This is a genomic window from Streptomyces sp. WMMC940, from assembly GCF_027460265.1.
In the GTDB taxonomy this organism is placed as follows: Bacteria; Actinomycetota; Actinomycetes; order Streptomycetales; family Streptomycetaceae; genus Streptomyces.
The window spans coordinates 3528656-3542847 of sequence record NZ_JAPZBC010000001.1; the positions used below are offsets into that span (position 1 = coordinate 3528656).

At 70.0% G+C, this 14192-nt stretch carries 11 protein-coding genes; 5 read left to right on the forward strand and 6 right to left on the reverse strand.

Annotated elements, in window-relative coordinates; translation table 11 throughout:
• Positions 1-41: 41 nt before the first annotated feature.
• Positions 42-2633, reverse strand: coding sequence for an ATP-dependent chaperone ClpB (gene clpB, locus O7595_RS15420; protein WP_269729265.1), 2592 nt, complete (start codon positions 2631-2633; stop codon positions 42-44).
• A 146-nt stretch (positions 2634-2779) separates the two neighbouring features.
• On the opposite strand from clpB, the gene O7595_RS15425 reads away from it, so the two are divergent.
• Positions 2780-3193, forward strand: a complete 414-nt coding sequence (locus O7595_RS15425; RefSeq protein ID WP_269729266.1) for a pyridoxamine 5'-phosphate oxidase family protein — start codon at positions 2780-2782, stop codon at positions 3191-3193.
• Between the two features lie 146 nt (positions 3194-3339).
• Here O7595_RS15425 and O7595_RS15430 read toward each other — a convergent pair whose 3' ends face one another.
• The gene (locus O7595_RS15430) at positions 3340-3660 is read right to left on the reverse strand and encodes a (2Fe-2S)-binding protein (RefSeq protein ID WP_138054021.1); all 321 of its coding nucleotides are present in this window, start codon (positions 3658-3660) and stop codon (positions 3340-3342) included.
• Between the two features lie 419 nt (positions 3661-4079).
• On the opposite strand from O7595_RS15430, the gene O7595_RS15435 reads away from it, so the two are divergent.
• Positions 4080-4931 carry a helix-turn-helix transcriptional regulator gene (locus tag O7595_RS15435; protein ID WP_269732499.1) on the forward strand — a complete coding sequence of 284 codons (852 nt, stop codon included), beginning with the start codon at positions 4080-4082 and terminating at the stop codon, positions 4929-4931.
• A gap of 540 nt (positions 4932-5471) precedes the next feature.
• Here O7595_RS15435 and O7595_RS15440 read toward each other — a convergent pair.
• Genes O7595_RS15440 through dnaK form a run of 4 tightly spaced genes read right to left on the reverse strand, consistent with a single transcriptional unit; the run spans position 5472 to position 9677 of the window.
• A complete protein-coding gene (locus O7595_RS15440) occupies positions 5472-5933 on the reverse strand; it encodes a heat shock protein transcriptional repressor HspR (protein WP_269729267.1) in 462 nt (153 codons plus the stop codon).
• A gap of 4 nt (positions 5934-5937) precedes the next feature.
• On the reverse strand, positions 5938-7113 hold the full coding sequence (gene dnaJ, locus O7595_RS15445) for a molecular chaperone DnaJ (RefSeq protein ID WP_269729268.1): 1176 nt from the start codon (positions 7111-7113) through the stop codon (positions 5938-5940).
• A gap of 33 nt (positions 7114-7146) precedes the next feature.
• Positions 7147-7812, reverse strand: a complete 666-nt coding sequence (gene grpE, locus O7595_RS15450) for a nucleotide exchange factor GrpE (protein WP_269729269.1) — start codon at positions 7810-7812, stop codon at positions 7147-7149.
• Positions 7812-9677, reverse strand: a complete 1866-nt coding sequence (gene dnaK, locus O7595_RS15455; RefSeq protein ID WP_269729270.1) for a molecular chaperone DnaK — start codon at positions 9675-9677, stop codon at positions 7812-7814. The genes grpE and dnaK overlap by 1 nt, the downstream gene beginning before the upstream one ends.
• Positions 9678-10024: 347 nt before the next feature.
• Between dnaK and O7595_RS15460 the strand changes: the two genes are divergently transcribed.
• The 3 genes from O7595_RS15460 (at position 10025) to O7595_RS15470 (ending at position 14155) form a co-directional block, all read left to right on the forward strand.
• Positions 10025-10555: a sugar transferase gene (locus O7595_RS15460; RefSeq protein ID WP_269729271.1), complete on the forward strand. Its 531-nt coding sequence runs from the start codon at positions 10025-10027 to the stop codon at positions 10553-10555.
• Positions 10556-10638: 83 nt separating this feature from the next.
• Positions 10639-12948: a (Fe-S)-binding protein gene (locus O7595_RS15465; RefSeq protein WP_269729272.1), complete on the forward strand. Its 2310-nt coding sequence runs from the start codon at positions 10639-10641 to the stop codon at positions 12946-12948.
• Positions 12949-13210: 262 nt separating this feature from the next.
• Entirely contained in the window at positions 13211-14155 is a 945-nt protein-coding gene (locus O7595_RS15470; RefSeq protein ID WP_269729273.1) for a Yip1 family protein, read from the forward strand.
• Positions 14156-14192: the final 37 nt, after the last annotated feature.

Consider the following 14192-nt stretch of genomic DNA (forward strand, 5'->3'; position numbering starts at 1 on the left):
CCCATCCCGGGCGGGGGCTGGCAACCCCACCCGGGCGTGGCTCACTGTGCCGGACCCACGATCAGGCCGCCGTCCGCGCGGTCGACGCGGACCGTGTCGCCGTCCTTCACCTCTCCGGCGAGGATCTCCTTGGCGAGCCGGTCGCCGATCGCCGTCTGGACCAGCCGGCGAAGCGGCCGCGCACCGTAGGCCGGGTCGTTGCCCTCGTCGGCCAGCCACTCCAGGGCCTCCGGGGTGACGTCCAGGGTGAGCCGGCGTTCGGCGAGCCGCTTGGCGAGCCGTGCGATCTGGAGCTCGGCGATGTGCGCCAGCTCCTCCTTGTCCAGGGCCGAGAAGACGACGAGATCGTCCAGCCGGTTCAGGAACTCCGGCTTGAACGAGGCCCGTACGACCTCCAGGACCTGCTGCTTCTTCTCCTCCGCGCCGGTCAGCGGCTCCACCAGGTACTGGCTGCCGAGGTTGGAGGTCAGGATCAGGATGGTGTTGCGGAAGTCCACCGTCCGGCCCTGCCCGTCGGTCAGCCGGCCGTCGTCGAGGACCTGCAGCAGGACGTCGAAGACCTCGGGGTGGGCCTTCTCCACCTCGTCGAGCAGCACCACGCTGTACGGGCGGCGGCGGACCGCCTCGGTGAGCTGGCCGCCCTCCTCGTAGCCCACGTACCCGGGCGGGGCACCGACGAGCCGCGCCACGCTGTGCTTCTCGCCGTACTCCGACATGTCGATGCGGACCATGGCGCGCTCGTCGTCGAAGAGGAAGTCCGCGAGTGCCTTGGCCAGCTCGGTCTTGCCGACGCCGGTCGGGCCGAGGAAGAGGAACGAGCCGGTGGGACGGTCGGGATCGGCGACTCCGGCCCGGGAGCGGCGTACGGCGTCGGACACGGCCTGCACGGCCTCGGTCTGGCCGATCAGCCGCCTGCCCAGTTCCTGCTCCATCCGCAGCAGCTTCTGCGTCTCGCCCTCCAGCAGCCGTCCGGCCGGGATGCCGGTCCAGGAGGCGACGACATCGGCGATGTCGTCCGGGCCGACCTCCTCCTTGACCATGGTGTCCTTGGCGGCCTCCTGTCGGGCCTCGGCCTCGCTGGCGGCCTCCAGCTCCCGCTCCAGCGCGGGGATCTCCCCGTACAGCAGCTTGGACGCGGTGTCGAAGTCGCCGTCGCGCTGGGCCCGCTCGGCCTGGCCGCGGAGATCGTCGAGCTTCTCCTTGAGCTCGCCGACGCGGTTGAGGGACTGCTTCTCCTTCTCCCAGCGCGCCGTCAGCCCGCGCAGCTCCTCCTCCTTGTCGGCGAGGTCGCGGCGGAGCTTCTCCAGCCGCTGGACGCTCGCCTCGTCGGTCTCCTTGGAGAGCGCGAGTTCCTCCATGCGCAGCCGGTCGACGGAGCGCTGCAGCTCGTCGATCTCGACCGGGGACGAGTCGATCTCCATCCGCAGCCGGGAGGCGGACTCGTCGACGAGGTCGATGGCCTTGTCGGGCAGGAAGCGGGAGGTGATGTAGCGGTCGGAGAGCGTCGCGGCGGCCACCAGGGCACTGTCCGCGATCTGCACCTTGTGGTGGGCCTCGTAGCGGCCCTTGAGGCCGCGGAGGATGGCGATGGTGTCCTCGACCGTGGGCTCGGCGACCAGCACCTGCTGGAAGCGGCGCTCCAGCGCCGGGTCCTTCTCGATCCGCTCGCGGTACTCGTCGAGGGTCGTGGCACCGACCATGCGCAGCTCGCCGCGGGCGAGCATCGGCTTCAGCATGTTGCCGGCGTCCATGGCGGAGTCGCCGCCGGCACCCGCGCCCACGACGGTGTGCAGCTCGTCGATGAAGGTGATGATCTGGCCCTCGCTCTCCTTGATCTCGGAGAGGACGGTCTTGAGCCGCTCCTCGAACTCGCCGCGGTACTTGGCGCCGGCGACCATGGCGCCGAGGTCGAGGGCGACCAGCCGCTTGTCGCGGAGGGACTCCGGTACGTCGCCCTTCACGATGCGCTGGGCGAGTCCCTCGACGACGGCGGTCTTGCCGACGCCGGGCTCGCCGATCAGCACGGGGTTGTTCTTGGTGCGGCGGGAGAGCACCTGGACGACCCGGCGGATCTCCTGGTCGCGGCCGATGACGGGGTCGAGCTTGCCCTCCCTGGCCGCGGCCGTGAAGTCGGTGCCGAACTTCTCCAGGGCCTTGTACTGACCCTCGGGGTCGGGCGTGGTCACCCGGCGCCCTCCTCGTGCCTTCTCGAACGCTTCCTGCAGCTTCCTCGCGGTGGCGCCCTCCCCGGAGAGCACCTCGGCGGCCCGTCCGCCCTTGGCCGCGACGCCGATGAGGAGGTGCTCGGTGGAGAGGTACTCGTCCCCGAGCTCCTTGGCCCTCCGGTCGGCGTCGGCGATGACCGCGAGCAGCTCGCGGTTGGGCTGCGGCGGCGCGACGGTCGATCCCGTCACGCTGGGCAGGTCCGCGAGGACCCGCTCCGCTCCCGACCGTACCGCGGCCTGGTCGGCGTCGGCGGCCGCCAGCAGGTCGGTGATGTTCTCGTTGTCCTGGCCCGCGAGCAGCGCCAGCAGCAGATGCGCGGGGGTCAGGTCCGCGTGTCCCTCGGACACGGCCCGGGTGGTCGCGGCACTCAGCGCGTCCCGGCTCCTGTTGGTCAGCTCGGCGTCCACGTGCGGCTTCTCCTCCTCGCCTCGACTGCGTATCGCCCTGACTCATCTACGGTACACAAAGTTGAGTCGGTTCCGCTCAAGTATCTCCAGGTCTCCCCTCCTCCCCCGATTCGTCGACGCGCAGTCCCCCGGGTAGGTTCCGGGGCATGGCCATCGACCCCAGCCACCCCCACGAGTCCTTTCTCGGCTTCTGGCGCGAGTACCACATGTGCACGCTCACCACTCCCCGCCCCGACGGCACTCCGCACGTCGTGGCGGTGGGTGTCACGTACGACCCGGGGGGCGGGGGGAAGGGCGTCGCCCGGGTGATCACCAACAAGAACAGCCGCAAGGTCGCCAATGTGCTGGCCGCCGGACCCGAGGGGGCCGCCGTCGCGGTCTGTCAGGTGGACAAGGGCCGCTGGGCCACGCTCGAGGGCCGCGCCACCGTCCGCACGGACCCGGAGGCCGTCGCCGACGCGGTCGCCCGCTACGCGGAGCGCTACGGCCGCACGCCGTCACCGAACCCGGACCGCGTGGTCATCGAGATCGCCCTGACCCGCGCGATGGGCCGGGCCTAGCGGGCGCGCGTCCGCCGCACGCGCACGGCACGGCGGCGCCGCCGCGTTTCCGCGCACAGCACAGCGGCGCCATCGTGTTTCAGGTCCACGATGGCGCCGCTGTGTGGGGGAAGCGCCTGAGCGATCTTGAACGACGGGGGAATCGCTCAGGCACTGCGGGGGGTGGCGGTGGTGGTCTCGCGCTCGACCAGCTGGTGGTCACGCTGGTCGAGATTGACGAAGATCATGCCGTACCGGATGGCACAGCGGACGGGGCGTGGGGCCCCGCGGGGCCGGCGAAGGCACCGGTAGGCGCGGACGTCCTCGTCGTCCTCGCGGGCGACGACGATCGGTTCCCCGAAGAGGGTGACCATCAGCGAGTCGCCACGGTGGGGGATTGCCGTGACGAGATCGATGAAGTGCCACCCGGATCGGTAAGCGGTCGCCATCTCCCGCCGGAAGACACGATCGTCCGGGGGCATGCTCATGCGTCCGCGTCCGCCGGCGCGCTCTCCCAAGTGGGTTCGCCCGGAGACGCGGTCACCGTCGTCGGCGCCGACTCCCACGTCGGCTCACCGCTCGCCGCGAGACCGCCGAGAGCAGCCGCAACGGCTATAGCGCACAGTGCACGAACCATCCTGGTCATGGCCGATCTCCACCTCTATTAATCACTACCTCCCCCCGCGTCTAGAACGATGGCTCACTCCGAACGCCTTCACCAGCGCGGCCAGGCATCATGTTCCTGTAATTCAGGACCCTGAGGGGGGTGCATATGGAGACAAAACAGGGCGATGGGGGAGATAAGCACAGTCACGACGAGCTGTGCGAGGCCGGGAAAAACCTGTATGCGTCCGCTCTGCGCAGTGGCCGCATAGCCCGGTCGGAGGTGACCGACGCCCCGTGCCTCATGGATCTGGGCATGTTGCGCCCCGACCCCGACGACACCGAGTGGCTTCGTCCGGTTCCGCCGTCCGTCGCCCTGCACCAGCTGATGCACCCCATAGAGCGGGAGATCCAGGAGCGGAGACGACTCACCATCTCACTGGCGGAGACGTTCGAGCCATTCATGACGCTGAACGCACACGATCCGTCCACGACACATGCGATCACCGTCCTCGAGGGACTCCACCTCATCAACGCGACGCTGGACCGGGTCATCGCGGAGTGCCGGGAGGAACTGCTGACGGTGCAGCCGGGCAGCGGCCGCCGGCCGGCCACCCTCCAGGAGGGGCTGCGGCGCGTGGGGATGCTCGTCGACCGGGGCGTCTCGATGCGCACGCTGTACCAGCACACGGCCCGTCACCACCCGGCCACCATGGCCTACGTGGAGCGGGTCGCCCCCTACGGCGCTGAGTTCCGCACCCTCGAGGAGATCATCGACCGGCTCATCATCGTCGACCGCAAGGTGGCCTTCATCCCGGCTCGCAGCGACCGCAGGGTCGCCCTGGAGCTGCGCCACGAGGGTCTCGTGCAGTACCTCGTCGGGGTCTTCGAGCAGTTCTGGCTCCACGGCGTCGCCTGGGACGACCAGGTCGTCGCGTACGCCCCCGAGCCGGACGGCGTCAGCGGCGTCCAGCGCTCCATCGCGAAACTCCTCGTCGAGGGCCACGTGGACGAGGCCATCGCCCGCCGTCTCGGGATGAACGTCCGCACGTGCCGCACCCACATCGCCAAGCTCGCCTCCGCCCTCGGCAGCGGCTCGCGGGCCCAACTCGGCTATCTCATCGCCCAGTCCGGCATCCTGGAGCAGGATCACTGAGCACGGACCGGACCGACTCCGGCCCCGCCGTCCGGCTCGACCGCACCGCGGGCGTCGTCGAAGTGGCCGGATCCGGCCTTCCGTCGGTGCGCATCGTCCGCTCCCTCGGCAAGGAAACCGCGGCCGCACATCACGGTGGGCACCCGTGACCCGGCCCTCCCGACGCTCGCCGTGGAGCTCAGCCTGTTGCCGGTGCACGTTGCATCGCGGTCCGGGAACGCCGGTAAGGCGGGGGAACGACCACGGCGGGCCGGCACGGATCGCGCCCGGCGGGGGCCGCTGCCGCGCGGCCCCTCCCGCGTACACGCCTTCGTCGGGGCCACCGCCTGGCGGCCCGCTCACGGGAGTCCGGCTCGACCCGACGGGCGAGCCGACACCTGGACCGGCCCACAGCGGTCCCGGGATCCGGGAGGGCGTACGAGCCTCCGTGCTCCGCCCCCGCCGGGTCCGCGGCCCGGAGCGGACGTGAGGAGGGACCGGGAGGTCCACACCTCCCGGTCCCTCCGCCGACTCCCGTGCGCCACGGCCCGGCGGGAACGCTCAGCCGTCCCGCTTCGGCCGCCACACCACCAACGCGCTCGTGTGCTGCACGTCCTGGTAGGGCACCAGATCGCGCCGGTACGACGCGTGCACCTGGGCCTCCCGCTGCTGCATGGCCAGCGCGGCGCCCTCGACCGCCGCGGACAGCTCCGCGACCTTGGCCTGCAGCGCCGCCACCTGGTTCTCCAGCTCGATGATGCGTTTGATTCCGGCCAGGTTGATGCCCTCGTCCTGGGACAGGGACTGGACCTGGCGGAGCAGTTCGATGTCCCGCGCCGAATAGCGCCTGCCGCGCCCCGCCGTGCGGTCCGGGGAGACCAGACCGAGGCGGTCGTACTGTCGAAGGGTCTGCGGGTGCAGCCCGGACAGCTGAGCCGCCACCGAGATGACGTACACCGGCGTCTCTTCGGTCAGTTCATAGGCCCTGCCACCGAATCCGGGCTGTCGACGTCGGCCGTCCATCGCGTCATGCTCCCTTCGCAGCCTGGAACAGTTCTGCCCGCGGGTCGTGACCCTCAGTCGCCTTGCGGTACGCCTCCAGTGCCTCACGCGCCTCGTCGCCGAGTTCCGTGGGCACCGAGACCTCAACCGTGACCAGCAGATCGCCCCGGGTGCCGTCCTTGCGGACGGCGCCCTTGCCGCGGGCCCGCATCGTACGGCCGTTCGGCGTACCCGCGGGCAGTTTCAGGGTGACCGGAGGCCCGCCGAGGGTCGGGACCTTCACCTCGCCGCCGAGCGCGGCCTCCGTGAAGGAGACCGGCACCGTGACGGTGAGGTTGTCGCCCCTGCGCCCGAAGACCGGGTGCTCCCCGACGTGGACCACCACGTACAGATCGCCGGCCGGTCCGCCGCGCTCGCCCGGTGCGCCCTTGCCTCGCAGCCGGATCCGCTGGCCGTCGCTCACCCCGGCGGGGATGCGGACCTGCATGGTCCGGGACGACTTGGCGCGACCGCTGCCGTGGCAGACCTCGCAGGGGTTCTCGGCGATCAGCCCGCGGCCCTTGCAGTCCACGCACGGGTCGGTCAGCGAGAAGGACCCGCTGCCGCCGCGCGAGACCTGGCCGGTGCCGACGCAGGTCGGGCACACCCGGGGCGTGCCGTTCTTGTCGCCGGTGCCCGAACAGGCCTTGCAGGGCTGCTGGCTGGACATCCGCAACGGGACCGTGGCCCCGTCCACCGCCTCGGTGAAGCTGAGCGTCACCTCGGACTCGATGTCCTGGCCGCGGCGCGGCTGGGTACGGGGCCCCGTACCGGCCCCGCGGTTGAACAGGCCGCCGAAGACGTCCCCGAGTCCACCGCCGAAGCCGCCGGCGCCGGCGCCCCCGGCCTGGGCGCCCCCGAAGAGGTCGCCCAGGTCGAAGTTGAACGTTCCTCCGGCTCCGGGACCGGCCCGGAAACCACCGTTGCCGAAGAGCGCCCGCGCCTCGTCGTACTCCTTGCGCCGCTTGGGGTCGCCGAGCACGTCGTTGGCCTCGGAGATCTCCTTGAAGCGCTCCTCGGCCTTCGCGTCGCCCTTGTTGGCGTCCGGGTGGTTCTCGCGCGCGAGCTTCCGGTACGCCTTCTTGATCTCCGCGTCGGTGGCGTCCTTGGGGACGCCGAGGACCTTGTAGTAGTCCTTCTCGACGAAGTCCTTCGTGCTCATCGACGTCCCTCCTTCCGGTGCCTGCCGTCTGCGTCAGCCCTCGTCCGGGCCACCGCTCTCCTCGTCCGTCGCCTGCTCGGCCGCCTGCTCCTTGGGCTGGGCCCCCGGCTGCGGCTCGGCCACCGCGACCCGCGCCGGCCGGATGGTCCGCTCGCCGATCCGGTAGCCCGGCTGCAGGATCGCCACGCAGGTCGTCTCGGTGACGTCCGGCGCGTAGCTGTGCATCAGGGCCTCGTGGACCGTCGGGTCGAAGGGCTCGCCCTCCTTGCCGAACTGCTGCAGCCCCATCTTGGCGGCGACGGTCTCCAGCGATTCCGCCACCGACTTGAAGCCGCCGACCAGTTCGCCGTGCTCACGGGCCCGGCCGATGTCGTCGAGCACCGGCAGGAGCTCGGTCAGGAGCTGCGCGACCGCGATCTCCTTGACCGTGATCCGGTCCCGCTCCACCCGACGGCGGTAGTTCTGGTACTCGGCCTGCAGCCGCTGCAGGTCCAGCGTGCGCTCGTTGAGCGCGGTCCGGACCTGGTCCAGTTGGGCCGTCAGGCCCGCGTCGGCGGCCGTGCGGGCCGTCTGTGCTGCGTCCCCGGCCTGGGCCGCCCCCTCGTCCGCGGAGGGGGCGGCGGCCTGCGCCGCGTCATCGGGAGTGGCGCCGGAGGGGACGTCGGGCTTCTCCTCGAAACCCGGGGTCTCCTCCGTCATCAGGCAGCGCCACCCTTCTGGTCCTTCTCGTCGTCCACGATCTCGGCGTCGACGACGTCGTCGTCGGCCTTCGCCTGGGAGGCACCGGCATCCGCGCCGCCCGCGGCCTGCTGGCCCTGGGCGTCGGCGTACATGGCCTGGCCGAGCTTCTGGGAGACCGCCGCGACCTTCTCGGTGGCGGTGCGGATCTCCGCCGTGTTGTCGCCCTCGGCGGACTCGCCCTTCAGCTTCTCCTTGAGCTCGTTCACCGCCGTCTCGACCTCGGTCTTGATCTCACCGGGGACCTTGTCCTCGTTGTCCTTGAGGAACTTCTCGGTCTGGTAGACGAGCTGCTCGGCCTGGTTCCGGGTCTCGGCGGCCTCGCGGCGGCGGTGGTCCTCCTCCGCGTACTGCTCGGCCTCCTGGCGCATCCGGTCGACCTCGTCCTTCGGCAGCGAGGAACCGCCGGTGACGGTCATCTTCTGCTCCTTGCCCGTGCCCAGGTCCTTGGCGGTCACGTGCATGATGCCGTTGGCGTCGATGTCGAAGGAGACCTCGATCTGCGGGACGCCGCGCGGGGCCGGCGGGAGGCCGGTCAGCTCGAACATGCCGAGCTTCTTGTTGTACGCCGCGATCTCGCGCTCGCCCTGGTAGACCTGGATCTGCACGGACGGCTGGTTGTCCTCGGCCGTCGTGAAGATCTCCGAGCGCTTCGTCGGAATCGTCGTGTTGCGCTCGATGAGCTTGGTCATGATGCCGCCCTTGGTCTCGATGCCGAGGGACAGCGGGGTCACGTCGAGGAGCAGGACGTCCTTGACCTCACCCTTGAGGACACCGGCCTGGAGGGTGGCGCCGATGGCCACGACCTCGTCCGGGTTCACGCCCTTGTTGGCCTCCTTGCCGCCGGTCAGCTCCTTGACGAGCTCGGCGACGGCCGGCATGCGGGTGGAGCCGCCGACGAGGACCACGTGGTCGATCTCGGACAGCTGGATGCCCGCGTCCTTGATCACGTTGTGGAACGGTGTCTTGCAGCGCTCCAGCAGGTCCGAGGTCAGCTGCTGGAACTGGGCGCGCGTGAGCTTCTCGTCCAGGTGCAGCGGGCCCTCGGCGGACGCCGTGATGTAGGGCAGGTTGATCGTCGTCTCGGTGGAGGACGACAGCTCGATCTTCGCCTTCTCCGCGGCCTCGCGGAGACGCTGGAGAGCCATCTTGTCCTTGGACAGGTCGACGCCGTGACCGCCCGCGAACTGCTTCACCAGGTAGTCGACGACGCGCTGGTCCCAGTCGTCGCCACCGAGGTGGTTGTCGCCGTTGGTGGCCTTCACCTCGACGACGCCGTCGCCGATCTCCAGCAGCGAGACGTCGAAGGTACCGCCACCGAGGTCGAAGACGAGGATCGTCTGGTCGTCCTTGTCGAGGCCGTACGCCAGCGCGGCGGCGGTCGGCTCGTTGACGATGCGCAGGACGTTCAGACCCGCGATCTCACCGGCCTCCTTGGTGGCCTGGCGCTCGGAGTCGTTGAAGTACGCCGGGACGGTGATGACGGCGTCCGTGACCTTCTCGCCCAGGTACGACTCGGCGTCCCGCTTCAGCTTCTGCAGGATGAACGCGGAGATCTGCTGCGGGTTGAAGTTCTTCCCGTCCAGCTCGATCGCCCAGTCGGTGCCCATGTGGCGCTTCACCGAGCGGATCGTCCGGTCCACGTTGGTCACTGCCTGACGCTTCGCGACCTCGCCGACGAGCACCTCACCGTTCTTGGCGAAGGCGACGACGGACGGCGTGGTCCTGGCGCCCTCGGCGTTGGTGATGACGGTGGGCTCACCGCCCTCCAGAACGCTGACGACGGAGTTAGTCGTGCCCAGGTCGATGCCGACCGCACGTGCCATTTCGATTCCTCCAGTGGACTTGAGTGGAACTGGCTCAAGGATGCATCACCCACCCCACGACGTCAACAGACCTGAGTCGAGTCGACTCAACTATGATGCCACCCCCCTTCCCCTGCCCGCCCGGCGCGGCCTGCACACCCCGTCACACCCACCGTGCCATCGTTCTGCAAAGCACGCGAAAGGTTCATAGACGCGTCTGACTGGACAGAAACCACCAGGTATCGACCGAGAAAAGACAGAACGGTCAGGTGAGTGCCTTGCGCCCCGTGCAGTCGGTGCGATCGGCGGGACCGGCGGAACCGGCCGGAGCAACAGGCCCCACGCGTCCGGCCCCATGGGCGCCGACCGTGCGCCCCCCCGACCCCAAACGCCTTCTCGATCTGGCCCTCGGCACACTGCTGCTCGTCCTCGCCGCACCACTGCTGGCCGCCGCGGCCTGCTCCCTCGCCCTGCGCCGCCGGCCCGGCGGCATCGTCGCGCGGGAGCTCAGGACGGGGCTCCACGGGTACCCCTTCACCGTCCGCTCGCTGCGCACCCGCCGCTGGCGGCTGGATCTGCTCTCCCGGCTGCCCCATGTCGTCACCGGCGAGATGTCCCTGGTCGGCCCGGCGGCCCTGGCTCCCGAGGATCCCCGCGCCGCCGCCCCCTGGAGGCAGACCGTCCGCCCCGGCCTCACCGGCCCCGCCCAGTTGCACAGGCGCTCGACGCTACCCTGGGACGAACCGGAGCTGCTCGACCAGCACTACGTGGAGCACCATTGGATCGGGCTGGATCTGGCCGTCCTGGCGCGCACGCCGCGGGCCCTGCTCCCGCCTCGCACTCAGGGTGCCCTGAGCGACGCAGATCACCGCCCACCTGGCTACAGTGCGACGGAATAAGTGGGTACGCTCGGCACGGACTGAATAAGTTACCGCTTAGTAAGTGCCGATCCCCCACCCTCGCAGGCCCGAGGAGCCCCGAAATGCAACTCGCCGCGATCATCGTGTCGCTGGTCCTGACCGTGGTCGGCGTTGCGCTCATCGCCCGAGCCGTCGCGCAGATCTACCGGTTCGTGAGACTCGGTCAGCCCGTGCCTGCGGGCAGCCGCACCGACGATCCCAAGGCCCGCACGGTCACCCTGGTCAAGGAGTTCCTCGGCCATACCCGGATGAACCGCTGGGGGATCGTGGGCTTCGCCCACTGGTTCGTCGCGATCGGCTTCCTGACGCTGCCGCCGACGCTCGCACAGGCGTACGGCCAGCTGTTCGAGGCCGACTGGACCCTGCCGGTCCTGGGCGGATTCCTGCCCTTCGAGATGTACATCGAGTTCATCGGCCTGATGACCGTCGTCGGCATCCTCGTGCTCATCGTGATCCGGCTGCTGAACCTGCCGTCCCGCGCGGGCCGCAAGTCGCGCTTCGCCGGTTCCAAGGCCTGGCAGGCGTACTTCGTCGAGTACGTCATCCTGACCATCGGCCTCGCGATCCTCGCCCTCCGCGGACTGGAGGGCGCGATCCACCACGTGGACCACTACGAGGCCGCGTACTTCGTCTCGTACCCGCTGGTCCTGGCCTTCGACGGGCTGAGCGTCCCCACCCTGCAGGCGCTGATCTACTTCACCGCCATGATCAAGATCGGCACGTCGCTGATCTGGATGATCACGGTGTCGCTGAACACCAACATGGGTGTGGCCTGGCACCGCTTCCTGGGCTTCCCGAACATCTGGTTCAAGCGCAACGCCACCGGCGAGAGCGCGCTGGGCGCCCTGCAGCCGATGGCCTCGGGCGGCAAGCCGATCGACTTCGAGGACCCGGGCGAGGACGACGTCTTCGGCGTCTCCCAGGTCGAGCAGTTCTCCTGGAAGGGCATCCTCGACTTCTCCACCTGCACCGAGTGCGGCCGCTGCCAGTCGCAGTGCCCCGCCTGGAACACGGGCAAGCCGCTCTCCCCGAAGCTGCTGATCATGTCGCTGCGCGACCACGCGCACGCCAAGGCCCCGTACCTGCTGGCCGGCGGCGGCAAGACCATGGAGGGCGAGGAGAAGGCCTCCGAGGAGCAGCTGAAGGACGTCCCGGCCGCCGCGCTGGCCGAGGCCGAGCGTCCCCTGGTCGGCACGCTGGAGGACAACGGCGTCATCGACCCGGACGTGCTGTGGTCCTGCACCACCTGCGGCGCCTGCGTCGAGCAGTGCCCGGTCGACATCGAGCACATCGACCACATCGTCGACATGCGCCGCTACCAGGTGATGATCGAGTCCTCGTTCCCGTCCGAGGCGGGCACGATGCTCAAGAACCTGGAGAAGAAGGGCAACCCCTGGGGCCTGGCCAAGAAGCAGCGCGTCGAGTGGACCAAGGAGGTCGACTTCGAGATCCCGATCGTCGGCAAGGACATCGAGGACCTCACCGAGGTCGACTACCTGTACTGGGTCGGCTGCGCCGGCGCCCTGGAGGACCGCGCCAAGAAGACCACCAAGGCCTTCGCCGAGCTGCTCCACATCGCGGGCGTCAAGTTCGCGATCATGGGCGGGGACGAGAAGTGCACCGGTGACTCCGCCCGGCGCCTGGGCAACGAGCCCCTGTTCCAGCAGCTCGGCCAGGAGAACGTGGCCATGCTGAACATGGCCTTCGGGGAGTCCCTCGACGACGACGGGGAGGTGGACGAGTCCACCAAGAAGCCGAAGGCCGCCAAGAAGATCGTCGCCACCTGCCCGCACTGCTTCAACACCATCGCGAACGAGTACCCGCAGCTCGGCGGCGAGTTCGAGGTCATCCACCACACCCAGCTGCTCCAGCACCTGGTGGACGAGGGCAAGCTGATCCCGGTGACCCCGGTCGAGGGCCTGATCACGTACCACGACCCCTGCTACCTGGGCCGCCACAACAAGGTCTACACGCCCCCGCGCGAGATCATGGACAAGGTGCCCGGCCTGCGCCAGCAGGAGATGCACCGCCACAAGGAGCGCGGCTTCTGCTGCGGCGCCGGCGGCGCCCGCATGTGGATGGAGGAGCGGATCGGCAAGCGCATCAACACCGAGCGCGTCGACGAGGCCCTGTCCCTCAACCCGGACATCGTCTCCACCGCCTGCCCGTTCTGCCTGGTCATGCTCTCCGACTCGGTCAACGGCAAGAAGGGCGAGGGCAAGGCCAAGGAGTCCCTCCAGGTCGTCGACGTGGCCCAGCTGCTGCTCGACTCGGTGAAGACCCCGGCCGACCCGGGCGACGACGGCGACGGCGACGCGGACGACACCGCACCGGCGGACTCGCCGGACCCGGAACCGGAACCCGTGAAGTAGTCGTCTGCAAGGACGAGCGGCAAGCGGCCGGATCTGCCTCGGGGGCAGGACCGGCCGCTTCTGCCTTTTCCGGCACCGCGGCACCGCGCCGCTCCCGGGCCCCGGACAACCGGGCCACCCGACGCCGAGTCCGTGACCTCCCTTGTGCGGACCGCCGTCGGCCCTCGCGGTCCCCTAGGGGATGTCACAGCTCGGCCGCAAAGGTCCCCCGGATACCCGGCCCCGGACACCGGACGCAGCGGGACCGGGTACGTTCGAATGCGTGGCTGGATTCAGGATCGGACGCGGCCGGGACAACAACCGCACCCCGCAACAACAACCGCAGCAGGCGCCCCCGTCGCCGTACGGACAGCAGTACGGCCCCGGAGGAGGCCAGGCGGCGCCCTCGTACCCCCCGCAGCAGCAGTGGCCCCGCAGAGGCGGCGGACACGGCGGACAGGGCTACGCACACGGGCACGGGAACGGGAACGGGCAGCCGTACGGCGAGCCCGAGTACTTCGGCGACCCCTACCAGCAGCACCGGCAGCAGGGCGGTCACCAGGGCGGCGGCCACGGCGCCGACCCGTACGCCGACAACCCCGGCCACACCCGGGCCTTCAGCGTCGGCGAGGACCCGTACGGCGACGGCTCGACGTACCACGCCGGCGCCGCACCCGTCCCGTCCGGCCCGCGCCTGCACTGGAAGGAACTGCTGAGCGGGATCGTGCTGCGCCCCGGCCCGACCTTCCTGCAGATGCGGGACTACCCGGTCTGGGGCCCGGCGCTGAGCGTCACGTTCCTCTACGGCCTGCTCGCGATCTTCGGATTCGACCAGACGCGCGACGAGGCGATCAACGCACCGTTCGCGAGTGCGCTGACCTCCGTGATCATCACGGGTGTGGGCTTCGTGCTCGGCGGTCTGATCCTCGGCGCGGTCACCCACACCCTGGCCCGCCAGCTCGGCGGCGACGGGGCATGGCAGCCGACGGTCGGCCTCTCGATGCTGATCATGTCCCTCACGGACGCCCCGAGGCTTCTCGTCGCCCTCTTCCTCGGCGGTGAGAACTCGCTGGTGCAGGTGGTGGGCTGGGCGACCTGGCTGGCGGCGGCCGCGCTGTTCACCTCCATGGTCAGCAAGTCGCACGACCTGCCGTGGCCGAAGGCGCTCGGCGCCTCGGCACTCCAGCTGATCGCGCTGCTCGCGATCATCAAGCTCGGCACGATCTGACCGGCGTCCCGGTCACGGGACGGACCACGACCGTGGC

Excerpts from the sequence above, each read along its gene's own strand:
- O7595_RS15425 (WP_269729266.1), top strand. The coding sequence starts at position 2,780 with ATGGCCATCGACCCCAGCCACCCCCACGAGTCCTTTCTCGGCTTCTGG.
- O7595_RS15435 (WP_269732499.1), top strand. The coding sequence starts at position 4,080 with ATGGATCTGGGCATGTTGCGCCCCGACCCCGACGACACCGAGTGGCTT.
- O7595_RS15440 (WP_269729267.1), bottom strand. The coding sequence starts at position 5,933 with ATGGACGGCCGACGTCGACAGCCCGGATTCGGTGGCAGGGCCTATGAA.
- O7595_RS15465 (WP_269729272.1), top strand. The coding sequence starts at position 10,639 with ATGCAACTCGCCGCGATCATCGTGTCGCTGGTCCTGACCGTGGTCGGC.
- dnaJ (WP_269729268.1), bottom strand. The coding sequence starts at position 7,113 with ATGAGCACGAAGGACTTCGTCGAGAAGGACTACTACAAGGTCCTCGGC.
- dnaK (WP_269729270.1), bottom strand. The coding sequence starts at position 9,677 with ATGGCACGTGCGGTCGGCATCGACCTGGGCACGACTAACTCCGTCGTC.
- O7595_RS15430 (WP_138054021.1), bottom strand. The coding sequence starts at position 3,660 with ATGAGCATGCCCCCGGACGATCGTGTCTTCCGGCGGGAGATGGCGACC.
- grpE (WP_269729269.1), bottom strand. The coding sequence starts at position 7,812 with ATGACGGAGGAGACCCCGGGTTTCGAGGAGAAGCCCGACGTCCCCTCC.